The organism is Sphingomonas hylomeconis, from assembly GCF_025370105.1.
Taxonomy (GTDB): domain Bacteria; phylum Pseudomonadota; class Alphaproteobacteria; order Sphingomonadales; family Sphingomonadaceae; genus Sphingomonas; species Sphingomonas hylomeconis.
This window is the reverse complement of the sequence record NZ_JANQBK010000001.1, coordinates 233,579-257,436: the sequence shown is the minus strand read 5'-3', so window position 1 is coordinate 257,436 and position 23,858 is coordinate 233,579. Positions and strand designations below refer to the sequence as shown.

21 protein-coding genes, 1 tRNA gene and 1 pseudogene are annotated in these 23,858 nt (G+C 66.8%); 11 read left to right on the top strand and 12 right to left on the bottom strand.

The genetic code is table 11. The features are described 5' to 3' along the window. Positions 1 to 12 precede the first annotated feature (12 nt). Positions 13 to 1,020: a tryptophan--tRNA ligase gene (gene trpS / locus NV401_RS01355; RefSeq protein ID WP_261292573.1), complete on the top strand. Its 1,008-nt coding sequence runs from the start codon at positions 13 to 15 to the stop codon at positions 1,018 to 1,020. Between the two features lie 31 nt (positions 1,021 to 1,051). Here trpS and dnaA read toward each other — a convergent pair whose 3' ends face one another. The 3 genes from dnaA to mutM form a co-directional block, all read right to left on the bottom strand. Beyond that, positions 1,052 to 2,437: a chromosomal replication initiator protein DnaA gene (dnaA, locus tag NV401_RS01350; protein ID WP_261292572.1), complete on the bottom strand. Its 1,386-nt coding sequence runs from the start codon at positions 2,435 to 2,437 to the stop codon at positions 1,052 to 1,054. Positions 2,438 to 2,905: 468 nt separating this feature from the next. After that, on the bottom strand, positions 2,906 to 3,169 hold the full coding sequence (rpsT, locus tag NV401_RS01345) for a 30S ribosomal protein S20 (protein ID WP_261292571.1): 264 nt from the start codon (positions 3,167 to 3,169) through the stop codon (positions 2,906 to 2,908). 97 nt (positions 3,170 to 3,266) lie between these two features. Next, positions 3,267 to 4,079 carry a bifunctional DNA-formamidopyrimidine glycosylase/DNA-(apurinic or apyrimidinic site) lyase gene (mutM, locus tag NV401_RS01340; protein WP_261292570.1) on the bottom strand — a complete coding sequence of 271 codons (813 nt, stop codon included), beginning with the start codon at positions 4,077 to 4,079 and terminating at the stop codon, positions 3,267 to 3,269. Positions 4,080 to 4,325: 246 nt separating this feature from the next. Between mutM and NV401_RS01335 the strand changes: the two genes are divergently transcribed. From NV401_RS01335 to coaBC, 4 genes and pseudogenes are all read left to right on the top strand, one after another. After that, positions 4,326 to 5,081: a class I SAM-dependent methyltransferase gene (locus tag NV401_RS01335; RefSeq protein WP_261292569.1), complete on the top strand. Its 756-nt coding sequence runs from the start codon at positions 4,326 to 4,328 to the stop codon at positions 5,079 to 5,081. A 127-nt stretch (positions 5,082 to 5,208) separates the two neighbouring features. Beyond that, positions 5,209 to 6,744, top strand: a complete 1,536-nt coding sequence (ubiB, locus tag NV401_RS01330; protein ID WP_261292568.1) for a 2-polyprenylphenol 6-hydroxylase — start codon at positions 5,209 to 5,211, stop codon at positions 6,742 to 6,744. Beyond that, positions 6,744 to 7,862: a hypothetical protein gene (locus NV401_RS01325; RefSeq protein ID WP_261292567.1), complete on the top strand. Its 1,119-nt coding sequence runs from the start codon at positions 6,744 to 6,746 to the stop codon at positions 7,860 to 7,862. Before ubiB ends, NV401_RS01325 begins: the two co-directional genes overlap by 1 nt. Then, positions 7,859 to 9,030: pseudogene (gene coaBC / locus NV401_RS01320) on the top strand (bifunctional phosphopantothenoylcysteine decarboxylase/phosphopantothenate--cysteine ligase CoaBC). Before NV401_RS01325 ends, coaBC begins: the two are co-directional and overlap by 4 nt. 205 nt (positions 9,031 to 9,235) lie before the next feature. On the opposite strand, the gene NV401_RS01315 reads toward coaBC, so the two are convergent. Together NV401_RS01315 and NV401_RS01310 are read right to left on the bottom strand one after the other, a co-directional pair. Next, positions 9,236 to 10,831, bottom strand: coding sequence for an isocitrate lyase (locus NV401_RS01315; RefSeq protein WP_261292566.1), 1,596 nt, complete (start codon positions 10,829 to 10,831; stop codon positions 9,236 to 9,238). Positions 10,832 to 10,966: 135 nt separating this feature from the next. After that, positions 10,967 to 11,821, bottom strand: coding sequence for a hypothetical protein (locus NV401_RS01310; protein WP_261292565.1), 855 nt, complete (start codon positions 11,819 to 11,821; stop codon positions 10,967 to 10,969). 234 nt (positions 11,822 to 12,055) lie between these two features. On the opposite strand from NV401_RS01310, the gene NV401_RS01305 reads away from it, so the two are divergent. Then, on the top strand, positions 12,056 to 12,256 hold the full coding sequence (locus tag NV401_RS01305; protein ID WP_261292564.1) for a hypothetical protein: 201 nt from the start codon (positions 12,056 to 12,058) through the stop codon (positions 12,254 to 12,256). Between the two features lie 6 nt (positions 12,257 to 12,262). Here NV401_RS01305 and NV401_RS01300 read toward each other — a convergent pair whose 3' ends face one another. Both NV401_RS01300 and NV401_RS01295 read right to left on the bottom strand, forming a co-directional pair. Next, positions 12,263 to 13,681 (bottom strand): S41 family peptidase, encoded by a 1,419-nt coding sequence (locus NV401_RS01300; protein WP_261293053.1) that lies wholly within the window; start codon positions 13,679 to 13,681, stop codon positions 12,263 to 12,265. A 123-nt stretch (positions 13,682 to 13,804) separates the two neighbouring features. Continuing rightward, the gene (locus NV401_RS01295; RefSeq protein ID WP_261292563.1) at positions 13,805 to 15,190 is read right to left on the bottom strand and encodes a helix-turn-helix domain-containing protein; all 1,386 of its coding nucleotides are present in this window, start codon (positions 15,188 to 15,190) and stop codon (positions 13,805 to 13,807) included. Between the two features lie 342 nt (positions 15,191 to 15,532). Between NV401_RS01295 and NV401_RS01290 the strand changes: the two genes are divergently transcribed. Next, on the top strand, positions 15,533 to 16,483 hold the full coding sequence (locus tag NV401_RS01290) for a cation diffusion facilitator family transporter (RefSeq protein WP_261292562.1): 951 nt from the start codon (positions 15,533 to 15,535) through the stop codon (positions 16,481 to 16,483). 22 nt (positions 16,484 to 16,505) lie between these two features. Here the strand turns inward: NV401_RS01290 and NV401_RS01285 are convergent, their stop codons facing one another. The 3 genes from NV401_RS01285 to NV401_RS01275 all read right to left on the bottom strand — a co-directional run bounded on the left by NV401_RS01285 (position 16,506) and on the right by NV401_RS01275 (position 19,181). Beyond that, complete coding sequence (locus tag NV401_RS01285; protein WP_261292561.1) at positions 16,506 to 17,135, bottom strand: DUF4893 domain-containing protein; 630 nt, start codon at positions 17,133 to 17,135, stop codon at positions 16,506 to 16,508. 74 nt (positions 17,136 to 17,209) lie between these two features. Then, positions 17,210 to 17,995 (bottom strand): 3-hydroxybutyrate dehydrogenase, encoded by a 786-nt coding sequence (locus NV401_RS01280; protein WP_261292560.1) that lies wholly within the window; start codon positions 17,993 to 17,995, stop codon positions 17,210 to 17,212. Between the two features lie 13 nt (positions 17,996 to 18,008). After that, complete coding sequence (locus tag NV401_RS01275; protein ID WP_261292559.1) at positions 18,009 to 19,181, bottom strand: patatin-like phospholipase family protein; 1,173 nt, start codon at positions 19,179 to 19,181, stop codon at positions 18,009 to 18,011. Positions 19,182 to 19,326: 145 nt separating this feature from the next. Here NV401_RS01275 and ypfJ point away from each other — a divergent pair, with 145 nt between their 5' ends. Then, positions 19,327 to 20,238: a KPN_02809 family neutral zinc metallopeptidase gene (ypfJ, locus tag NV401_RS01270; RefSeq protein WP_261292558.1), complete on the top strand. Its 912-nt coding sequence runs from the start codon at positions 19,327 to 19,329 to the stop codon at positions 20,236 to 20,238. A 123-nt stretch (positions 20,239 to 20,361) separates the two neighbouring features. Here ypfJ and NV401_RS01265 read toward each other — a convergent pair whose 3' ends face one another. Further along, a complete protein-coding gene (locus NV401_RS01265) occupies positions 20,362 to 21,390 on the bottom strand; it encodes a DUF2171 domain-containing protein (RefSeq protein WP_261292557.1) in 1,029 nt (342 codons plus the stop codon). Between the two features lie 237 nt (positions 21,391 to 21,627). Between NV401_RS01265 and NV401_RS01260 the strand changes: the two genes are divergently transcribed. From NV401_RS01260 to NV401_RS01250, 3 genes are all read left to right on the top strand, one after another. After that, positions 21,628 to 21,703, top strand: a tRNA-Ala gene (locus tag NV401_RS01260). Positions 21,704 to 21,785: 82 nt separating this feature from the next. Continuing rightward, positions 21,786 to 22,541, top strand: coding sequence for an NUDIX hydrolase (locus NV401_RS01255; RefSeq protein WP_261292556.1), 756 nt, complete (start codon positions 21,786 to 21,788; stop codon positions 22,539 to 22,541). Next, positions 22,541 to 23,266, top strand: coding sequence for an extensin-like domain-containing protein (locus NV401_RS01250; protein WP_261292555.1), 726 nt, complete (start codon positions 22,541 to 22,543; stop codon positions 23,264 to 23,266). Before NV401_RS01255 ends, NV401_RS01250 begins: the two co-directional genes overlap by 1 nt. Positions 23,267 to 23,281: 15 nt before the next feature. On the opposite strand, the gene NV401_RS01245 is transcribed toward NV401_RS01250, so the two are convergent. After that, positions 23,282 to 23,833 carry a hypothetical protein gene (locus NV401_RS01245; protein ID WP_261292554.1) on the bottom strand — a complete coding sequence of 184 codons (552 nt, stop codon included), beginning with the start codon at positions 23,831 to 23,833 and terminating at the stop codon, positions 23,282 to 23,284. Positions 23,834 to 23,858: the final 25 nt, after the last annotated feature.

Sequence of the window (23,858 nt, the reverse complement as noted above, 5' to 3'; positions counted from 1 at the left end):
GAGTTTCCTGACATGCGCGTCGTCTCCGGCATCAAGCCCACCGGCAATCTCCACCTCGGCAACTATCTCGGTGCCGTGAAGCAATGGGTGGCGATGCAGGATGATATCCAGCAACAGGGCGGCGAGACGCTGTATTTCATCGCCGACCTGCACGGCCTGACCGAATGGATCGACCCGGCCGAGCTCGGCGCGAACACGATCGAGATGGCCGCGACGGTGATCGCCGCCGGGATCGATCCCGAGCGCTCGATCCTGTTCAACCAGACCCGCGTCCCGCAGCATAGCGAGCTCGCCTGGCTGCTCAACAACGTGGCGCGCGTCGGCTGGCTCAACCGCATGACGCAGTTCAAGGACAAGGCCGGCAAGAACCGCGAAGGCGCGAGCGTCGGCCTGTACGATTATCCCGTGCTGATGGCGGCGGACGTGCTGCTCTACAACGCCACCCATGTGCCCGTCGGCGACGATCAGAAGCAGCATCTCGAGCTTGCGCGCGACATCGCCGCCAAGTTCAACCTCGATTACAAGGTCGATCTGTTCACGCAGCCCGAACCAATGGTCAGCGCGGCCGCGCCGCGTATCATGTCGCTGCGCGACGCCGCGACCAAGATGTCGAAATCGAATCCGTCGGAACAGGCGCGGGTCAATCTGGTCGACGATGACGAGACGATCGCCGGCAAGTTCCGCAAGGCCAAAAGCGACGCCGATGCGTTGCCCGACACCGTTGCCGGCCTCGCCGACCGGCCCGAAGCCAAGAACCTGGTGACGATCTATGCCGCTTTGGCCGACAGCACGCCCGATCGCGTGATCGCGGATTATGCCGGCCAGGGCTTCGGCACGTTCAAGCCGGCGCTGGCCGATCTCGCCGTGGCAACGCTCGGCCCGATCCGGGATCGCATGCTGCGCCTGCTCGACGACCGCGCCGAAGTCAGCCGCCTGCTCGACCGCGGCGCGGAGAAAGCGCGCGATCTGGCCGCGCCGACGCTATTGGCGGCGCAGCGCGCCATGGGATTGCAGATCTAGCGGCCTCGCTGGCGGCCGCAGCCGGTCGCGCTTAGCCCTCAAGCTCGCGCAGCAGGATCCGTACGGCGCCGTCGATTTCGCGGTCCGTGTCGCGCAGTGCTTCGATCCGCCGCACCGCATGGATCACGGTCGAATGGTCGCGCCCGCCGAACTTGCGCCCGATTTCGGGCAGCGAGCGCGTCGTCAGGCGCTTGGCCAGATACATGGCGATCTGCCGCGGCCGGGCCACGACCACCGCGCGCCGGGCCGACACCAGATCGACCGGCTTCAATTCGAAATGCGCCGAGACCGCCTTCTGGATCTCGTCGATCGTCACGCGGCGTTCGGCGCCGCGCAGCACGTCGCCAAGCGTCGCCACGGCGAAATCGAGATCGACGCTGTCGCCGGTCAGTTGCGCATAGGCGACGATCCGCCCCAGCGCGCCTTCCAGATCGCGAATGCTCTGCGTGATCCGACCGGCAAGCAGATCCAGCACCTCGCCCGGCACCGATGCGCCGGGCATGTCGACCAGCTTGCGCTGCAGGATCGCCTGGCGCAGCGGCAGGTCCGGCGCCTTGATGTCCGCCACCAGGCCGACCGACAGGCGCGAGGTGATCCGCGCTTCGACGCCGTCGAGGCTTTGCGGGCAGCGATCGGCACAGACGACGAGCCGCTGGTTCGCCGCCATCACTTCGTTGATCGTGTGGAAGAATTCTTCCTGTGTCGCATCCTTGCCGGCAATGAACTGCAGATCGTCGATCATCAGCAGATCGGCGGAGCGCAGGCGCATCTTGAACGCATGCGTGTCCTTGGCGCGCATCGCCGAGACGAATTCGAACATGAAGCGCTCGGCCGACATCAGGATCACGCGCGCGTCCGGCACGGCCTCGAGATAGGCCGCGCCCACCGCATGCATCAGGTGGGTCTTGCCCTGCCCCGTGCCGCTATGCAGGAACAGCGGGCTGAAGCGCGGCGCGCCCGGCGCGGCCAGCGCCTTGGCGGCGTTGAAGGCTACCTTGTTCGAGGCATCGACGACGAACCGGTCGAAGGTGAAGCGCGGGTCGAGCGGCGGCCGCGCCGAGGGCTCGACCGGCTTCACCGCGACCGGCGCGGCGGAGGTCGCTACGCTCAGCACGGTCGGGGCCGGCGCCGCGGCCGGCGCCGTGGCGGCGCGCGTTTCGATCGATACGCTGCGCACGTCCGGCAGGATGGCGCGGAATTCCGCTGCCAGCCGATCGGCATAATGGTTGCGGACCCAGTTGGTCATGAACGCCGACGGGAGCGCGAGCCGAATCGTGTCGTCCGCGCCGTCGTCGATCAGTTCCATCGGCTTCAGCCACTGATCAAACAGGCGCGCGCCGGCGGATTCGCGCAGGTGGCCGCGGACGGTTCCCCATGCGCGCGCCGCGTCGCCCAGCTGATCCACGTCAAAACCCACGATACTCGCACCCTCTATACCCACGGCGCGATTTGCCCCCCGCGCTGATGAATCCCAATCGCAAACGCTCCCCGCGGGCGGAATCACATCCGTCCGACGCCGAGGCCGTTACGATAGAGTCGGCCGGGCTGAATCGCCGCCGCCGGAGGTCAGTTAGAGAAGATCGTGGCGAGTCGAGCAAGGCCTCGACCGGTCACATTTCCGAAATAATCCGGGTTGACACAAAACGCGCCAAGGATTCACGTCGAATTTCTTATAAGACACTGCAATCGCTTGGCTTTTCACCGACCGCGCGAAAACCCGGCGTGCGAATCGCAGCGTTTCCGCGCCTGTTCTATACCCGTTCCGGATTGAGGATATTTGCGCATGCGGGTGAATCGATCGCGCGCCTTAACCTGCATCAGGGACGACAAAAAGCCCGCCGGGAGCTGTCCCGGCGGGCGATGTGCTTCGTCGTCGTCGTCGCCGTTAGGCGAGTGCGGCGACCGCCTTGGTCAGGCGCGAGAATTTCCGCGAGGCCGTGTTCTTGTGATACACGCCCTTGGCGACGCCACGCATCAGCTCCGGCTGGACCTGGACCAGCGCAGCAGCAGCCGCATCCTTGTCGCCGGCGATCAGCGCCGATTCGCACTTCTTGACGAAGGTACGGATACGACCAACCCGGTTGCCGTTCACAATCGTGCGTGCCGCGTTACGACGGATACGCTTTTTCGCCTGTGGCGTGTTCGCCATGAAGCCCTCATCTGGTAAATAGAAAGGGGCGCGGACGGCAAAGCCCGCAGCCCCGGAAAGCGCGCTCCTTACCGAGCGCCGGCGCGGCGGTCAACTCTCATCGCTGGCATTTCGGGCACCAGAAGGTCGATCGGCCGCCCTCGCTATAGCGTTTGACCAGCCCGCCGCAGCCGCACGGCTCTCCTTCACGGCCGTAAACCGCGAATTGCTTGGAAAAATAGCCGAGTTCGCCATCCGGCTTGGCATAATCGCGCAGCGTCGATCCACCGGCGTCGATCGCGGCCAGCAGCACCGCGCGGATGGCCTCTACGAGCCGCTCTAACCGCACCGGCGACACCCGACCGGCAGCGGTCTTGGGGGAGATTCGCGCGAGATACAGCGCCTCGCAGACATAGATGTTGCCGAGCCCCGCGACGATGCGCTGGTCGAGCAGCATCAGCTTGATCGACGCCTTCCGCCCGCCGAGCGCATCATGCAGATGCCCCGCGGTAAGCTCGGGGCCCAATGGCTCGGGGCCGATTCCCTGGAATGGCGGATAGGCATCGATATCGGCGGTCGGCCACAGATCGACCGAGCCGAATCGTCGCGCATCGTTGAGCGCCAGGTGCCGCCCGCTGTCGGTCGCGATGAGCAGATGATCGTGCGTAAGCAGTTCGGCCGGATCGACCCGCCACCTGCCGGACATGCCGAGATGGAAGATCAGGGTATCGCCGCGATCCGTCTCGATCAGCCCGTATTTCGCGCGCCGGCCAAGCGCGGTGACGGTGGCCCCCGTCATGCGCTGGCGCAGATCTTCGGGAAACGGCCGCCGCAGATCCCCGCGCCGCGTCTCGACCGAGGCCAGGCGCTGGCCCTCCAGCACGGGCCGCAAGCCCCGCACCGTCGTCTCGACCTCTGGTAGTTCAGGCATCCCACACTCCGTCATCCCGAACGTGTTTCAGGATCCATTGTGCCGGCATGGCGACACTCACCTAATTGTCCGGGGCTTAGCCGCCCGATGGATCCTGAAACAAGTTCAGGATGACGATATTGTGGCGAGGATGACGGCCTGCGATAGCAGTGCGACGCTGGCGCCCGCCCGACGCGCGGTAACGAGAAGCAGGCTCGCGCCATCATCGTGGTTTGCGCCGCGCCCGCGCTCGGCTAGAGCCGCACCATGACCGATCCAGCGCCCACCCCTACGCCCGATACCGTCTCCTTCGGCTACGAAGACATTCCCGCGCAGGAAAAGACCGCCCGTGTCGGCGGCGTGTTCACCAGCGTCGCGGCGAAATACGATCTCATGAACGATGCCATGTCGGGCGGCATGCACCGGCTGTGGAAGGACCGCTTCGTCCGCCGCGTGAAGCCACGCGAGGGGGAGCAGGTGCTCGACATGGCCGGCGGCACCGGCGACATCGCCTTCCGGCTCGCGGCGTCCGGCGCGGCGGTGACCGTCGCTGATATCAACCCGGCGATGCTCGAAGTGGGCATGGAACGCGCCGCCAAGCGCGGCATCGACGGCCTGGTCTGGACCGAGGCCAATGCCGAAGTGCTGCAATTCCCCGATCGCTTCTTCGATGCCTATACGATCGCGTTCGGCATCCGCAACGTGACAGACATCCCCAAGGCGCTGCGCGAGGCGCACCGCGTGCTGCGCCGCGGCGGTCGCTTCTACTGCCTCGAATTCTCGACCACGCTGTGGCCCGGCTTCGGCGACGTGTACGACGCTTACTCGCACAAGGTCGTGCCGAAGCTCGGCCAGTTGCTCGCGGGCGATCCCGAATCGTACCGCTACCTGATCGAATCGATCCGCCGCTTCCCCGACATGGAAAAGTTCAAAGGCATGATTGCCGAGGCCGGCTTCGTGCAGACCAAGGTTGAACCGATGCTCGGCGGGCTCGTCGCGATCCACAGCGGCTGGAAGATTTGATGCGCGTTACGCTTCTTCCCCCCTCCCGCATGCGGGAGGGGTCGGGGGAGGGCCTGTTCACGGCCTCCGCAACGCTTATTCGACAGGCCCTCTCCCAGCCCCTCCCGCATGCGGGAAGGGAGCAGGCGTGACCCAAACCACCACCCACCTCTGGCGTCTGGTAAAATGGGGCCGCATCCTTGCACGCCACGGTGCGCTGCGCGGGATCGAGCGCGATCCAAACACCCCTGCCCCGATCCGCCGCCTCGTTCGCATCGCGCGGATCGGCGCGCGCGTGCCGAAGATCCCGGCCTATGCCGACGCGCTCCAGGCGATCGGCCCCGCCGCGATCAAGCTCGGACAAACGCTCGCCACCCGCCCCGACATCGTCGGCGAAGCGGCGGCTAATGACCTTTTGCGCCTTCAGGACGCGCTTCCGCCCGTCCCGTACGAGACGATTCACGCCGCGATGACCCGGGCGTTCGGCCGCGATCCCAGCATGCTGTTTCAATCGATCGATCCGGTACCGGTCGGCGCGGCGTCGATCGCGCAGGTTCACCGCGCAATTACGACCGACGGCCGCACCGTGGCGGTAAAGGTCCTGCGCCCCGGCGTGGAGGAAGATTTCGCCCGCGCGATCGACACCTATCAATGGGCTGCCGCCCAAGTCGAGGCGATGGGTGGCGAGCTTTCCCGTCTGCGCCCGCGCCTGGTGATCGAGACGTTCAAGCGCTGGACGGCGCGCGAGCTCGATCTCCGCCGCGAGGCCGCCTCCGCCTCCGAACTCGCCGAATCGATGACCGCCGAGCCCGATTTCGTCGTGCCGGCGATCGACTGGCAGCGCACCAGCGGCAAGGTGCTGACGCTCGAATGGGTCGACGGGATAAAGCTGAGTAACCGCGCCGCCTTGGTCGATGCGGGCTACGACGTCCGCCTGCTCGCCAACACGCTTGTCCATGCGTTCCTCCGCCAGGCGATCGCCGAGGGTTTCTTCCATGCCGACATGCATCAGGGAAACCTATTCGCGCTGCCCGGCAACAAGATCGCCGCGATCGATTTCGGCATCATGGGCCGGATCGATCGGCGCGCCCGCGTGTGGCTGGCGGAAATCCTCTACGGCCTGATCACCGGTAATTATAAGCGCGTCGCGGAAATCCATTTCGAGGCGGGCTATGTGCCGGCGCATCACAATGTCGCCGAATTCGCCACCGCGCTGCGCGCGGTGGGCGAACCGATGCGCGGCATGGCAGTCAAGGACATGTCGATCGGCATGATGCTCGACGGCCTGTTCAACATCACGCGCGATTTCGACATGCAGACCCAGCCGCATCTGTTGCTGCTGCAGAAGACCATGGTGATGGTCGAGGGCGTCGCTACCAGTCTCGATCCCGATATCAATCTTTGGGATGCCGCCGCGCCGTTCGTGCGCGAATGGATCCGCACCGAGCTCGGCCCCGAAGCATTCGTTGCCGACAAGATCATCACCGATCTGCGCACGCTGGCGCGGCTGCCCGAACTGATCCGCAACATCGAGGCGCGCTACCCGTCCCCCGGCGGCGCCCCGCCGAGCCCGCCGCTGCGCGAGATCGAGGTCGTGCGCATTGGCGGTGGCTGGCGCTATCTTGCCGTCGCCTTGCTCAGCGCGGTGCTCGGGGCGGCGATCGTCTGGTCGCTGGTCGGGTAATGTCCCGCCCGCTCACCCCACTCTGGCTGAGCGCCCCCAGCCGGTTCGCAGCGCTGAAGCCCATCCCTGCGCGGTGGGGGCTTGCGCTGCTCGTGCTCGTGCTCGCCGCCAGCCTGACCGCGTTGGCCAGCCCGGGGCCGCCGCCGGTCAGCCACAGCCCGGCCACCCGCGCCGACGACATGGCCGATGTCGTGTTGTACGAATCGATCGTCTCGGGTGTGCGCGCCGGCGGCAACTACTATGCCGTTACCGCCGCCGCGCTGCGCACCGGCAACTATCCGCTGCGCCCGTTCATCACCTTCCGGCTGCCGACGCTCGCCATGGTGCAGAGCCTGTTACCGGCGCCGGTGACCATCGCCCTGCTCTACCTGCTTGCCGCCGGCGTGCTGCTGGCGTGGTTCGTGCGGCTGCGCCCCGCCTTCGCTCGCGCGCCGCCGCGCGCGATCGCGGTGATCCTGTTGGCGGGCGGCATGGCGGCGTTCGTGCAGGCCGATCTGGTCGGCTTTCACGAGGTTTGGGCCGGGCTGCTGATCGCACTGTCGCTCGCGCTGCGCAAGCCGAACCGCTGGGTCGAAGCGGCGGCGTTCGGGATGATCGCGATGCTGATCCGCGAGACGGCGGTGCTCTATGTCGGCATCATGGCGATGCTCGCCTTTGCCGAAGGGCATCGCCGCGAGGCCTGGGGCTGGGTCGCGACGCTCGCGATCTTCGCCGTCGTCGTCACGCTGCACGCTTATGCCGTCTCGCAGGTCGTGCGCCCGCTCGATCCCACCTCCCCCGGCTGGTCGGGCCTGCTCGGCTTCGGCTTCTTCGTGAAGACGATGACGATCTCGACTGCGCTGAACCTCGCGCCGGCCTGGCTGGCGGCGCTGCTCGTCGGCCTGACGCTGTTCGGCTGGGCGGCGTGGCGCGACCCGCTGGCGCTTCGCGCGCTCGCCACCATTGGTGCCTATGCGCTGCTGCTCGGCCTGTTCGGGCGCACCGACACCTTCTATTGGGGGCTGATGATCGCGCCCACGATTCTGATCGGCCTCGCCTTCCTGCCCGATGGCCTGCGCGACCTGATCGTCGCCGCCCGCGACCGGCGCCGGATCACGGTGACGAGGATGATTCGATGAAGATCCTGCTGATCGTCGGCGGCGGAATCGCCGCCTATAAAGCCTGCGAACTGATCCGCCTGTGCCGCAAGGCCGATATCGCGGTCACCTGCGTGCTGACCGCCGGCGGGCAGCATTTCGTCACCCCGATGACGCTCGCCGCCTTGTCCGAGAACCAGGTCTATACCAGCTTGTGGGATCTCAAGGACGAAGCCGAGATGGGCCATATCCAGCTCAGCCGCGCCGTCGATCTCGTCGTCGTCGCACCCGCCACGGCCGACCTGATGGCCAAGATGGCGGCCGGCATCGCCGACGATCTCGCCACCACGCTGCTGCTCGCCACCGACAAGCCGGTGCTCGCCGCGCCGGCGATGAACGTGCGGATGTGGCAGCACGCGGCGACGCGCCGCAACGTGGCGACGCTGCGCGGCGACGGCGTGACGGTGCTCGAGCCGGACGAGGGCGCGATGGCGTGCGGCGAGTTCGGCCCCGGGCGGCTGCCCGAACCGGCGGCGATCCTCGTCGCGATCAGGGCCGCGCTGCCCGCCTGATGCACGGCCGCCACATCCTCGTCACCGCCGGCCCGACACACGAGCCGATCGATCCGGTGCGCTATCTCGCCAACCGCTCGTCCGGCCGCCAGGGCTTCGCGATCGCCGCCGCGCTGGCCGCGCTCGGCGCCCACGTTACGCTGATTGCTGGCCCGGTCACGCTGCCGACACCCGCCGGCGTGACCCGCATCGACGTGGAAACCGCACGCGAGATGCAGGCCGCGGTCGATGCCGCGCTGCCCGTAGATGCCGCGGTGATGGTCGCCGCGGTGGCCGACTGGCGCGTTGCGGACACCGGGCAGAAGATCAAGAAGAGCGGCGCGCCGCCCGTGCTGCAGCTGATCGAAAACCCGGATATCCTGGCCGGCCTCGCGCGCAGCGCGCAGCGGCCCGCGCTGCTGATCGGGTTTGCCGCCGAGACCGAACATGTGATCGCGCACGCCACCGCCAAGCGCGCGCGCAAGAATGTCGACTGGATCGTCGCCAACGACGTGTCAGGCGACGTGATGGGCGGCCTCGCCAACACCGTGCACATCGTCACCGCCGGCGGCGTGGAGAGTTGGGAACGCCTGCCCAAGGAGGAAGTCGCGACACGGCTCGCGGCGCGGATCGCCGCGGCGCTGGGCAAGCAGGGATAATGCTGCGCCAAAGAGGTGCCACAGCAAAAGGGCCGGAGCATGACGCTCCGGCCCTTGGGCACCCCTCCCTGGGATAGCGACCCGCTTGCTTGAACTGCGAGACTGGGTCGTGCCGCGGCAAAGCCGCGTCGTCGGTCGGCGGCCCAGAGCCGCCGCCGGCCGGGCGTGATGCGTTTCGGGCGCCGCTACGCTGCGCCCGTGCGCATCACGCCGCGAACTGGTTCATCGTGTTGTGCGCGCCGCCGGCCTTCAGCGCCGCCTCGCCGGCGAAATATTCCTTATGGTCGTCGCCGATGTCGGAACCGGACATGTTCTGGTGCTTCACGCAGGCAATCCCTTCGCGGATCTCCTTGCGCTGCACGCCCTTCACATAGCCCAGCATGCCGGCATCGCCGAAATATTCCTTGGCGAGATTGTCGGTGGACAGCGCCGCGGTGTGATAGGTCGGCAGCGTGATCAGGTGATGGAAGATGCCGGCGCGCGCCGCGGAATCGCGCTGGAAGGTGCGGATGCGCTCGTCCGCCTCATCCGCCAGATCGGTGCCGTCATAATCGACCGACATCAGCCGCGCACGATCGAAGGCCGACACGTCCCTGCCTGCTTCCACCCAGGCATCATAGACCTGCTGGCGGAAGTTGAGCGTCCAGTTGAACGACGGCGAATTGTTGTACACCAGCTTGGCGTTGGGCACGACCTCGCGGATCCGGTCGACCATCCCGGCGATCTGGTCGATATGCGGCTTCTCGGTCTCGATCCACAGCAGATCGGCGCCATTCTGCAGGCTGGCGATGCAATCCATCACGCAGCGATCCTCGCCGGTGCCGGCGCGGAACTGGAACAGGTTCGACGGCAGCCGCTTCGGCCGCAACAGCTTGCCGTCGCGGTTGAGGATGACATCACCATTCTGCGCGGTCGCCGGATCGATCTCCTCGCAATCGAGATAGGAGTTGTACTGATCGCCGAGATCGCCCGGCGTCTTGGAGACCGCGATCTGCTTGGTCAGCCCCGCACCCAGCGAGTCCGTCCGCGTCACGATGATGCCGTCCTCGACACCCAGTTCCAAGAACGCGTAGCGGCACGCGCGCACCTTGGCGAGGAAGTCCTCGTGCGGCACGGTCACCTTGCCGTCCTGATGCCCGCACTGCTTCTCGTCGCTGACCTGGTTCTCGATCTGCAGCGCGCAGGCGCCCGCCTCGATCATCTTGCGCGCCAGCAGATAGGTCGCCTCGGCATTGCCGAACCCGGCATCGATATCGGCGATGATCGGCACGACGTGCGTCTGGTAATTCTCCACCGCGTTCAGCAGCCGTTGCTCCTCGATGCTATTGCCGGCCGCGCGCGCGGCATCAATCTCGCGGAACATCATGCCCAGTTCGCGTGCATCGGCCTGGCGCAGGAAGGTGTAGAGTTCCTCGATCAGCGCCGGCACGCTGGTCTTCTCATGCATCGACTGATCGGGCAGCGGCCCGAAATCGCTGCGCAACGCCGCGACCATCCAGCCCGACAGATAGAGGTAGCGGCGATCGGTAGTGCCGAAGTGCTTCTTGATGCTGATCATCTTCTGCTGGCCGATGAACCCGTGCCAGCAGCCGAGCGACTGCGTGTAGTTCGCCGGGTCGGCATCATAGGCCGCCATATCGCGGCGCATGATCGCCGCGGTGTAGCGCGCGATATCCAGCCCGGTCTGGAAGCGGTTCTGCAGCCGCATCCGCGCGACCGCCTCGGCATCGATCCCGTCCCAGCTGCCGTTGTGTTTACGGATCAGATCCGTCGTCTTTGCGATGTGCGTCTGATAGGTCATCAAGAATTCCCGCTGATTGGATGCCTCCTTGTAGACAGGTTTACAACGCACTCCATCCGTCGCAGCCGTGCGGCAGCGTGCGATAGTGCAACGAACGCGCAGCGCCAGGTGTCATCCCGTAAAGTGTTTACAGCTTCAGTCGAACTGCGCGCGTGGCGGCCTTCCGACGAGATAAGCGGATGCCGGGTTATCGAATGGGAAGCCGGCCGCCGCCGCGACGCCGAGGATTCGCCGGATATTGTGAAAGCTGCTGGTGCTGACCGCCACCACGTCCGGCGCGTTCATCCAGGCCTGTGCGGGAAGCAAGCCGCCGCGCGCCTTCGTCACCGTCCCGCCGGCCACGATCTGCGCAATCCGGCGCTGCGCGGTGGAATAGGGCAGATGCAGGGTCCGCGCGACCACGCTGGGCCGCACCGGCCGGCACAGGAAGTCGGGGACGACGTTGGTCGCGGTGGCATAGAGCCGCGCCAGGATCGGGTCGTACGTCACATCGCGCATGGCGGCGCACAGCACGGTGGAAAACAGCGCCAGGTTCATCCACTGGTGATGCAGCACCATATTCCCATCAGCTACCGCCAGCATCATGTCCGCGCCGGCACGCACCGACACGCTGGGATCGTAAGCAATCCGTCGCTGCATCGGCATCGGTTGATCGAACGCGATCAGATCCTCCACGATGCGCACGAAGCTGTCATGCGTGACCTGCAAGGTCCGCGCGATCGCCGGGCGTTCCAGATAGCCGGGCGCGGCAATCACCCCGGCGCTGGTCCGCATGCACAGTCCGTCGGCGATCAGCGCATTGACGTGACGCCGCATCGTTTCGAACGGCCGCGACAATGAGGTGGCGAGCGAGTTGATCGAGATCGCTGCAGGCGTCGCGCCCTCACCTGCCCCCAATCCGCTCTGTCGCACGATCAGCGCGAAGATGCCGAAGCGATCCAGATCCCCGTCAAAGGCCGGGATCCCCGCGCTCAGGATGCTGGTCTGCATCTCGGCCAGCAATCGGGATATAAGCCTGATCGGCAAACCCGATATCGCGGCCTCTGTCATGCCTTCCCCCCTGATCCCCGGTTACTCCTTTAGCCGGAGGTGCTGTTCGAGATACGGTAGCCTCAAAATTAAGCACCAAAGTAAGGGTGTTACACCCTTCTATACCCGTTTCGGGTAGGACAGGCGTTGCTTGTACCCCGGATCCCGCGGCAGTCCTTGTTTAGGGGAGCAATCATGACAAATACGGGTCTACCGCACTATTTGCGTACCATTCTGCACTATCGGCGCAACCATCGCGAGCAGCAGGGCGGCGATATCCGCGCCACCGCAACGGTGAATAGGCCGTTGACCGACACCGTGACCAGACTGTTGCTTGGTAGCAGCCTGCTGCTCGTCGCGTTACTCTTGATGGCGATCGTCTACCTGTTGCGCTGACCAGGCTCAGAACAGTCCGGGCACTTCGCGTTGCGCGGTGTTGGGGCGCATCGATGACAGCAGTTCGGCCGGGCGGCCCGCCGCCGCCGCGCTGCGCGCGTTGGCGACCGGCGCAGTCGAAATCGGCGTGCATGCGCGCCCGGCCAGAAAGTCCAAGGCCTGGCGTGTCGAGGCCTCGGCGGGGTCGCCCATCGGCCGGCTCAGATCGTCGCCGGCGCGGCAACTCGCCTCGACCGTGCCGGCCACGCCGTCAAAATAGGCGCCCTGCCGGTTGGCATTCTGCAGCGATAGCGCGATCACGCGCAGCCGATCGTCACAGCCCGCATTGTCGCGCGCGATCTGCCCAACGGGCTTTCCATAGGTATTGGTGCCGATCAGTCCGGCATTGGCGCGGAGATACGGGACCATGCCGGCGATGACCAACTCGCTTGCCGACGCCGTTCCCGCCATGCCGATAAACGCGATGCGCGTCGCATTCACCGATTGCGGCTGCGGCGCGAAGCGCGCGGTGGTGTTGTTCGACGATTTCTCGGGACGGAACGTGACATAATCGAAGACGTCCGACGTCGAGCGATTGCCGCCGAGCAGATTGCCCATCAGTTCGGCGATCGAGAGCAGACCGCCGCCATTGTAGCGGAAATCGACGACGATGTCGGTGATGCCCTGCGCGCGGAACGTGGCGAAGGCGCTGCGCAACTGCGGATCGGCGGTCGAGATGAACGTGCGCACCTTGATATAGCCGATCTTCTTGCCGTTATCCTCGATCACGCGCGCGCCATCCGGGCCCACGGGTTGGAGTTCGTAATCCGCCTTGGCGATCGTCACGGTGCGGTCGCCGCCAACGCCGGACAGTTGGAAGACGCGCGCGGTTCCCGGCGTGTCCGGTCCCAGCGCGTTGCTCAGCCCGGCCGAACCCTCGCTGGTGATGATCGACGCGACGGTGCGCAGATTTGCCGTGGACGTGCCGATCGCGACGATCTCGGTGCCGCGCTGTACCCCCGCCAGCCAGGCCGGCGCATTCTCGAACGACTCCGCGACGAACAATCGGTTCGCGGAATCGAGTGCGAGGCGCACGCCAATGCCGGCAGTCGCGCCGGAGGCGTAATAGGCATCCTCCTCGGCGATCGAGGTCAGATAGGTGAAATAGCGATCCTTGCGTTGCGCGCGCGCATTGGCGGTCAGCCCATCGAGATAGTCATCGACCGTGCCATAGCTGGCCGGATTGAGCCCGGTCGGCAGTGTCTCGGGAAACAGATACCATTCCTGCATCTGCGCGGCGACCCAGTCCTGCCGCGCGCGCAGCGAGCAGCCTGCGGCCGTTGTGGGGGTCGGCGACGGTGTGGCGATCGGCGTCGGCGTCGCGCCGATGACGGTTCCGGCGGACGAGCCAGTGCTGCCACCACCACCGCCACAGGCCGAAAGCATCGCGGCCAAGGCCACCAAGGATCCGAATCGCCGCTGCACAACGATACTCCACACAACAGGGACATAGTCAGGACTATTGTCTCGGACTGACATGAATACGTGGAGGAGTCACCGCCAAATCATTCAATCGCCGCCGAAACTGAACGCGCTGATCCCGCGCTCGCGCTCGTTGATCGTCAGCACGCGGCCCAGCGGCGGCGCGGAGCGTTGCGGGCAGGCCTCGCGCTGGCAGGCGCGGCAGCCCAGCCCGATCGGCGTCGCCTCGCCCTTGAGATCGATCCCGCGCGCCGCCGCCAGCGTACCGGCATGCGCCGCCGCCACGCCGATGCCGATGGCGAATTCCGCCGGCACATCGCCGTAGCGCCGCCGCTGCGGCGTCACCGTGCGCGACAATGTCAGCCAGCGGGACTGATCCTCCAGTTCGACGAGCTGGACGGCCAGCGTCCCCGGCCGATCGAACGCATAATGCACGCGCCACAGCGGACAGCGCCCGTCCGCTTCGGCCAGCGCGGCATTGCTTGCCCCGGAAAAGCGCTTCGATGCCTGGCCGGCGCGGTCGATCCGCACCAGAAAGAAGGGCAGCCCCCGGGCGCCGACGCGCTGCAAGGTGGTCAAGCGGTGCGCGACCTGTTCGAAACCGGCGCCAAAGCGGCGTTGCAGCAGTTCGAGATCATAGCCGGTCGCCTCGCACGCGCGCAGGAATCGCGCATAGGGCATCATCACCGCGGCAGCGAAATAGCCCGCCAGATGGCGGCGAAACAGCCGCTCGGCCTGGCGATCGCTGAACCCTGCCCCCTTGGCCAGCGCATCGATCTCGCCGCGCGCCTCGATCTGGGCGAGCTGGAATGCGGCGGCGAAGGTGCGCGATGCGGGGTCGAGCGTCTCGCTCAGTTGCAGCTGGCGCGCATGCAGATCCATCCGCCGCAGCAGCTGCGCCATCACGTCGACCGGCAAGACCCGGATGCCCAATTGATGCTTCACCCGAAGCCGCTCGGCGATCGCGCCGTACAGATCGCCCGCGCCGAGCCGCAATTCGTCCGCCAGCGCCTCGGCGATCGCATCCAGATCGGCGAAATGGCCGCGCCAGCGCTCGATCTCGCGCCGCACCTCGGCGATCGGATCAGCCGCCCCGCCGTCCGACTGCGTGCCCGTCGCCATCCGGTCGAACGCGCGCGCAAATGCCTCGGCGCCGCCCGGCGCCCCGGCCAGCCATTCCTCGATTTCGTTGCGGTCGATCTCCAGATCGGCGAAGATCGGATCCGCCAGGCGCCGCCGGATCGCCGCCTCGCCGCCGCCGGGCTCGCCCGCGGCCAGCGCGCGCGGATCGAAATCGAACGATTCGGCCAGCTTGACGAGCAGCGACGCCGACAGCGGCCGCTGGTTCTTTTCGACCAGATTGAGATAGCTCGGCGAGATCGTCAGCACCTCGGCCATCGCCGCCTGGGTGAGCCCCGACTGGCGCCGGAGCCGCCGAACCGCATGCCCGGCGAACAATTTACGATCGGCCATCCCCGGCTCCTTTACAAAGAACGCCTACCCGCCATGCCTTACTCTGTCATGTCTTTACAAGACTACACGGCGACGCGCGCGGCGGCAGACATGTTCACCGTGGGGCTCCACGCGCGGGGGTGGTTCGCATGATATTTCCATGACCTAAGCGGCCGCACACCGGCCCCGCCGCCCGCTCCGATCAGCGCGCGGCCGGGCCGACCGAGTTTCCTGGGGAGGAAAGGATGCCCGTCGAGCGCGATGCTCGGCGGGCATTTCCCGTTCCGGCAGGACCGCCACCGTACTGGACGGCTGGCAACGGTTGCGCATAGAGCGCCCCGCGCACCAATGGGACACGGATCGATGGCGGCAACGAAAGACGGCGGGTCGAATATCGTCATCCTGGCGGCGCTGGCCGCCAATCTCGGCATTGCCGTCGCCAAGTTCATCGCGGCGGGCATTTCCGGCTCATCCTCGATGCTGACCGAAGGATTCCATTCGGTCGTCGACAGCCTCAATCAGGTGCTGCTGCTGTTCGGCCAGCATCGCGGCAAGCGGCCGCCGGACGAGGCCCATCCGTTCGGTTATGGCCGCGAACTGTATTTCTGGGCGTTCGTCGTCGCGATCCTGATCTTCGCGGTGGGCGCGGGCGTGTCGATCTACGAAGGCTATACGCATTTCCTCGACCCCGAACCGCTGCGCGATCCGACGATCAATTATATCGTGCTCGGCATCGCGCTGCTTCTGGAGGGCACGTCCTGGGTCATCGCGATGCGCGAATTCGCCGCGTCAAAGGGCGATGCCGGCTGGTGGCAGTCGATCCACAAGTCGAAGGACCCCGCCGGCTTCATCGTCCTGTTCGAGGATTCGGCGGCGCTGGCCGGCTTGCTCATCGCCGGGCTGGGCGTGTGGGCCAGCCATGCCTATCAGGATGCCCGGCTCGACGGCATCGCGTCGATCGCGATCGGCGTGATACTCGCCGCCGTTGCCATGCTGCTGGCGCGCGAGGCGAAGGGCCTGCTGATCGGCGAAGGCGCGGATCCGGCGATCGTCGCCAAGGTGCGCACGGTGGTCGAGGCCAGCCCGGCGATCACCTGCGTCAATCATGTCCGCACGATCCACACCGCGCCGGACGCGATCTTCGTCGCGATCAGCGCCGATTTTCACGATCAGGTAACGATGGGCGAGGCGGAAACGCTGATCGAGGGCATCGAGGATCAGTTGCGGCTGGCCGTGCCGCAATTGTCCTCGATCTATATCCGCCCGGAGAAGCGCGAAAACGCCGCCGTGTTCAAACCGGCAGGACCGGCATAGGCGGCGGATGCCACGCCCGCGCTCAGCCGGCCGGCAGCATCTCGATAACGTCGAGCGTCGATTCGAAGCGCGGATAGGGTAACGCGACACGCCAGCGGCGGGCACCGACCCGCTGGACGATCCCGGCCATGTCACGATTGGCGTCGCGGCCATATTCCAGCGCGTTCCGCTCGTCGCCGAGCATCATCGTGCCGAGAAAGATCGCACGCTGGCCGTCGGGGAATGCCAGCCCGACCGGCCGCTGGGACCCTTCCGTCTTGTAGAAGCTCGAGACGTCGCCTTCGGCCTCCACCCGGCAACCGAAGAACGGATAGGATGTGAAATCCTTCGCCCCGGTGCCGCGCGCGCCGAGCTTGAAGATGCGGCATCGATAGTCGCCCGGGGGCGGCATGGCGCCGTCCAGCGCGTGATCGGGATCGAACAGCGGCCCTTGCGCGTCGATCGCCTTGCCGTTGCCCGCGGCGCGCGCCTTGGTCATCGCCTCGATCCACGCCACACGCCAGTTGCGCAGCCGCGTACGATCGGCCTCGGTCGCGACCCGTCGCCAGTCCAGCGGCGCCGCGGCGACCGCCGTCGCCGGCCGATCGCCGCCACCGCCGCCACCGCCGCCACAGGCCGCGAGCATCGCGCACGCGGCCAGGCCAAACCCCATTTTCACCATTCGTACGCGACCATTCTTTTCTTGCCGCGCCATAGAACCACGCCGCGCCCGGCTTGCCAAGGCGTTCAGGCCGCGGTCCAGCCGCCATCCATCGACAGGTTCGCGCCGGTGATCTGCTGCGCCGCCTCGCCACACAGGAACAGCGCGAACGCCGCCACCTGCTCGGGCGTGACGAACTGCTTGGTCGGCTGCGCGGCCAACAACACGTCGTTCACTACCTGCTCGCGCGTCATCTTCCGCGCCTTCATCGTATCGGGGATCTGCCCTTCGACCAGCGGCGTCCAGACATAGCCGGGGGAAATGCAATTCACCGTGATGCCATCGGTCGCCGCCTCGAGCGCGATCGTCTTCGTCAGCCCGACGATACCGTGCTTGGCCATGACGTAAGCGGACTTGTTGGGGCTGGCGACGAGCGAATGCGCCGAGGCGGTGGAGATGATCCGTCCCCAGCCGGCCGCCTTCATATAGGGCATGGCGGCCTGGATCAGATACCAGGCGGAGGTCAGGTTGATCTTGATGATCGCCTCGAATTTGTCGTGCGGGAAATCCTCGATCCGGGCGACATGCTGGATGCCGGCATTGTTGACGATGATGTCCGGCCCGCCCAGCTCGCCGTGACAGCGCCTGGCCAGCGCCGCGATCTCATCGGGCTTGGTCATGTCGGCAGCGTCGTACAGCACGCGTGCGCCGCTCGTCGCTTCCAGCGCGGCGCGCTCCGCTTCGATCGCCGCCGCGTCGCCGAACCCGTTGATCACCACGCTCGCGCCCTCCGCGGCGAACGCCTTGGCATAGGCCAACCCGATGCCCGAGGTGGACCCGGTGATGATCGCGCTCTTGCCCTTCAGGAACATTCTTTCTCTCCCCTCAACTCTTCGACATAACATCGCGCTGCGGCAGTACCTTGCGCCCGAGATCGAACGCGGCGCTCTTACCCGTCTCGATATTCGCCGCGACCAGTTGCGCATTGGCCATCGTCTCGGCCACCGCCTCGGCGCCCGCCTGCCAATGCTCGCGCATCGTCCGCATCGAAAATTCGAAGTCGCGGCTGCCGCCCTCCCAGGCATTGGCGCGGTGGATCAGATGGACGAGGTTGACCGGATCCTCCGCCGAGCGGGCGGCCAACGCCTGCACGTCGGGATCGTCCATCATCTCGGGCGGCAGCTTGGCCAGCACTTTGCGCGCCGCCTCGCGATCCGCGCGGACGCGCATCACCTGATCGGACACCTGGCGCGTGCGGCTGGAAAAGCGGATCTCCTTCTCCCGCGCGGCGACATCCATGATCGTGCGCGGCAGATCGGTCGCGGCGGCGAACAGGTCGACCTGGAAAGCGAGCAGCGACCCCTGCTGGTGATCCAACACGTGCGTCAGCGGTGTATTGGAGACGAGCCCGCCATCCCACCACAGCCGCCCGTCGATCTCGATCGGCGGCAGGCCCGGCGGCAGCGCGCCCGAGGCCATGATATGCCGCGCGTCGATCCGCGTCTCGGTCGTGTCGAAATAATGGAAATTGCCGCTTTCGACGTCCACGGCGCCGACCGACAGCCGCACCGCCCCGCTATTCAGCAGGTCCCAGTCGATCAGCGCATCCAGCGTTTCCCTGAGCGGCGCCGAATCGTAGAAGCTTAGCGCTTCCGGCGTGCCCGGCGCGGCGAACATCGGCGACAGCGCGCGCGGTTTGAAGAAGCCCGGCACCCCGGTCATCATCACATAGCTTGCCGACCATTCGTGGATCAGCTCGCGGACGCGGTCGTCCGGAAAGATCGGAAAGCTCGGCAGTGCTCCGGTCATCCGGTCCCAGAAAGCGCGCAGCCGCTCGACCCGCAGCGCTTCCGGATTGCCGGCATAGATTGCCGCATTGACCGCTCCGATCGAGATGCCGGCCACCCAGTCGATCTCGATCCCGCTGCCGGCCAGCCCCTCGATCACCCCGGCCTGGTAGCTGCCCAGCGCCCCGCCCCCTTGCAGCACGAGCGCCACGCAATCGGGCAGAGGCAGCGTCTTCGCGCGGCGGCGGGGCTTGGGTTCGACATCGGCCATCAAGGATTGCCATGCGCTGAGCTTGCGGGCGGATCAAACATTATCCCCCCCCGGCACAGGCAGGAGCGCTATTTCGCCTGTCTTGCAACAAGACGGGCGGCTGCGCATTCATGCCGGTACAGCAACGATTCAAGGGGGCATCGCCATGCGGCTCGACGATTTCGATCCGAACATCAACGTCGAGGACCAGGGCAACCGGGGCGGCGGTTTCAATCTGGGCGGCGGTGGCGGTGGCGGCGGGATGCTGCTCGGCTTTCTGCCGCTCGTGTTCAGCAAGTTCGGCTGCGGCGGCGTGGTCGTGCTGCTGATCGTGTTCGCGGTATTCGGCGGCGGCCTGGGCAGCCTGGGCTCGCTCACCGCCCCCACGCAGCAATCGGCGCCCGCGTCGCAAGGTGCCGGCACCGGCGCGGCGGCGGTCTGCGCGTCTGATCCGGCCAAGCGCGCCGCCTGCAACGCGTTCAGCTCGGCCGAAAACACCTGGGAAGCGATCTTCGCCAAATCCGGCCAGCGCTTCCAGGCACCGAAACTGTCTTTCTTCAGCGGCAATGGCCAGTCCGGCTGCGGCGCGGCGCAGAGCGCGATGGGGCCGTTCTACTGCCCGACCGATCAGGGCATTTATCTCGACACCAGCTTCTTCGACGAACTCGCCAACCGCTTCGGCGCGCAGGGCGATTTCGCGCAGAACTATGTCATCGCGCACGAATTCGGCCATCACATCCAGAGTTTGCTCGGCACCTCGGCACAGGTTCAGCAGATCCAGGCCCGCGGCAGTCGCAGCGAAGGCAATGCCGCGTCGGTGAAGCTCGAGCTGCAGGCGGATTGCTATGCCGGCGTGTGGGCGGCGCAGAATCGTGACCGGATGGAACCGGGCGATCTGGAGGAAGGCATGACTGCGGCGCAGGCGATCGGCGACGACAAGCTGCAGCAGGAATCGCAGGGCCGCGTCGTCCCCGACAGCTTCACGCACGGCACCTCGGCACAGCGTCAGGCCTGGCTCAAGCGCGGGCTCGACAGCGGCGATCCGGCGCAGTGCGACACGTTCAACGCGAGGATCTGAGCCAACTGTCAAGCACCACCCCGGTGTTCGACGGGGTGGTAGTTGAAGCGCTGGACTCGTCGCCCAACAAAAAGGCCCCCGCCGTCGTCGGCGGGGGCCTTTCTTGTCGCTCTGATCACCCGATCAATAGGTGCCCGGGAAGCTCCGGTTCAGCATGCGCGGCCCGTTGCCGTCGGCGTCCTTGTGCTGGCCGCGCGAGTCATCGCCGAGCAAGGCCTGGTTGTTCTCCTCGTCGCGCCAGTGCGCCTTGGCTTCCTCGGCCGTCTTGCGCACCTTGACCTTGTCGGCGACGCTGTCGATCCAGCGCGACGGGATCGAATGGTGGTGCCCGCCGGCATCGACGTCGTTCTTGGTCAGCAGGATGCGATCGCCGCGCACCTTGTCGACCGTGCCGATATGCTGATCGTCCGATCCGATCACTTCCATATGCTCGGTGACCTTGCCGAGCGATCCGCGCTGCGTCTGCCGCTCGCTGCGCCACGAACCGAATTCATTCTCGAACTTGCTGCGGTTTTCCTGGCGATATTCGTGATAGTCGCGGTCGAGCGCGTCGATCTGGCCCTTGCGCCACTGATGATAATCGTCGTCGCGGCCATAACTGCCCTGGGCATAAGCGCGCTCGTCCTGGCGGCTGTCCCATTCGCGGCGGCGCTCTGCTTCGTCATCGCCGAACCACGACCGTACTTCGTCGCCGGCACGCGCGATGAAGCCGCGATCCTCATAGTCGTAACCCTCGGGCTGGCGGCCATATCCCGCGCGTTGCTGCGGGCCGCGCGCGCGATCCTGACCGCGATAGGAGGATTGCTCCGGCTGGTAATAACCGCGATCGCGCCCGCGATCGCCCCCCCGATCCTCGTCGGTAAAACGGTGCCCGTCATGGGCATAGCTGCCCTGATAGGCGCCGCCGCTGCCCGGCCGGTTCTGGAAGCTGCGCCCGGCATTCTGCTGATCGCGATTGTCGTAGCGGGAATTGCCCTGGTCGCGCCGTCCGTAACCATCGGCATCGCCGTATCGTCCGGCGGAGGCATAATCGGCGGTGCCGGAATAGCGGCCATCGTCGCGCCCGCGCGGCGAATCGGTGTCTCGCGGATCGCGCGTGCCTGAATAGTCGCCTTGCGAACCGACATTGGGATTGTAGCGGTCATAGCCCATCTGAGGTCTCCTGAAAGGGATGCTCCTGCGGCGGCGGGCTCATTTCTGCCCGCTCGTCGAGACTATCAATCGCTCAGAGCATGCCTGGTTCCAGGCCTGGGCGCGCGCCGAAACGCCTGACCGCGCTAACCCGGCGGCCTGTCGCGAGCGGCCGGAAAAGGGCGTTGGAACGGGCGGTTGCATCGCCCGAAAAGGCTCGCTAAAGGCGGCAAATCGGCCTGTGGCCGAGCGTGGAGCGGGGCTGTAGCTCAGATGGGAGAGCGCTGCAATCGCACTGCAGAGGTCAGGGGTTCGATTCCCCTCAGCTCCACCAGCCCGGCATGCGATCGGTCATAACGCGGCGCCGCGCGGTCCGCATCTAGCCACGTCCCACCCGCCTTCCTACATTCCGACCAATGACATCCCAGATTCCGATCCCCGCCGCCACGCTGGTGCTGTTCCGCGAGCGGCCCGGCGCGGCGCCCGAACTGCTGATGGTCGAACGAGCCAAGGCGATGGTGTTCGCCGGCGGCGCGCTGGTCTTCCCGGGCGGCCGGATCGATCCCGGCGACCATGCGCTGGCGCTGGCGCTGGGCTGCGATCCGGACGACGGCGCCGGCCGCGTCGCCGCGATCCGCGAGACGCTGGAGGAGGTCGGCCTGCCGATCGGCCTCCTTCCCACCCCCGACGCCGCCACGCTCAAGACGCTGCGCGCCGCACTCCACGACGGCAGCGCGTTCGGCCAGGTGCTTGACGCGGCCGGCCTCACGCTCGATCCGTCAATCCTCACGCCGTTCGCGCGGTGGTTGCCGGCGCACGCGCATATGCGGATCTTCGACACGATGTTCTATCTGGCGCGGTTGCCGGACGATGCGCCCGAACCGCGGGTCGACGCGACCGAGAATGTGCGGCTGTTCTGGTCGAGCGCGCAGGCCGTGCTCGACGATGCCGATGCCGGGCGCGTCACGATCATCTTCCCGACGCGGCGCAATCTCGAACGGTTGGCGCGCTTCGCCAGCTTCGACGCGGCGGCGGCGGACGCGGCACGCTACCCGATCCGTGCCGTCACGCCGTGGATCGAGCAGCGTAACGGCGGCGACCATCTCTGCATCCCTGACGATCTCGGCTATCCTGTCACCTCGGAGCCACTGACCAGCACCGTGCGCGGCTGATGCGCGTCGTGCGCCGCGTGATCGGCTGGCTCGTCGCGCTGGCCGTCCTTGCCGTCGCGGCGCTGGCGCTGTTCGCGCTGACCCGCGGCCGGCCACAGGATCTGCCCTGGACGCCGCTGGATCTGGCGCAGCCGGCCGGCATGTTCACCGGGCGCAAGATCGCCGCACTCGGCACGGATTTCCCCGCCTGCCGCGCGCTGCTCGACCGCGCCGGCGTGGGCTTTACCGCCCTGCCCGCCGTGCGCGACGGCCAGTGCGGCTATGACGACGGCGTGCGGCTGACCGGCGGCGCGCGGCGGATCGCCTTCGCGCCCGCCAATGTCGGCATCTCGTGCCCGGTCGCAGCCGGCCTGTCGGTATGGGAATGGAACGTGATCCAGCCCGCCGCCCAACGCCTTTTCGGCCAGCGCGTCGCCAGCATCGAGCATCTCGGCAGCTATAATTGTCGCCGCCTGTACGGCCGCAGCCAGGGGGATTTCAGCGAGCATGCCAGCGCCAACGCGCTCGACGTCGCCGGCTTCCGGCTGGCGGATGGCACGCGCATCAGCGTGCTCAAGAACTGGCAGGATACCGGCGACAAAGGCACGTTTTTACGCGCCGTGCGCGACGGCGGCTGCCGCGTCTTCGCGACCGTGCTGTCGCCCGACTATAATGCCGCGCACCGCGATCACCTGCATCTTGATCAGGCCGACCGCGGCCCGATGGGCTGGCGCGCCTGCCGCTAGCGCCCAACCACTACCTCAGTGCCGCAGCACCGCGCCCTCGACTTTCTCGACCCATCTGGGGAAGAAGGCCGGCGCCCGGTTCGACCATCCCGACGCGGTCGCGGCCGCTTCGCTGATCGACTGGAGCAGCTTGCGCCGCAGATCGGGATGAAGATGCGGCAGCGCGGCGGCGGAGCAGAACGCCGCAGGCAGCCAGGGCCGCACGTCCGCGCCGATCAGCCGCTCGTAGAGGAACCGATAGGCCGAAAAGGTCGTCAGCCGCCCCTGCCCCAGGTCGAAGGCGGAAACCGTGATCAGCGGCGCGAGGAACGGCTCGACCGCGTCGAGCCCGGCATCGTCGGGTACGGTGGCGCGCAGATCCGCCAGCCGCTCGTACATGCGTGCCTGGGCGCGGATGCTCGCCGTCTCGACCAGGTCGCGCGACCAGCGCTGCAGCGCATCCTCGCGCTCCAGGCCGATATCCAGCGAGCGCCGCACGTAGCGCTGCGTCGCCGCAGGGAAGCTCGCAAATTCCTTCATCTCAGCCAGGGTCATCGCCCCGGTCGCCGGCTTCATTCTCGAACCCATACTGTCACCCGCCCCGCAAAAGTGG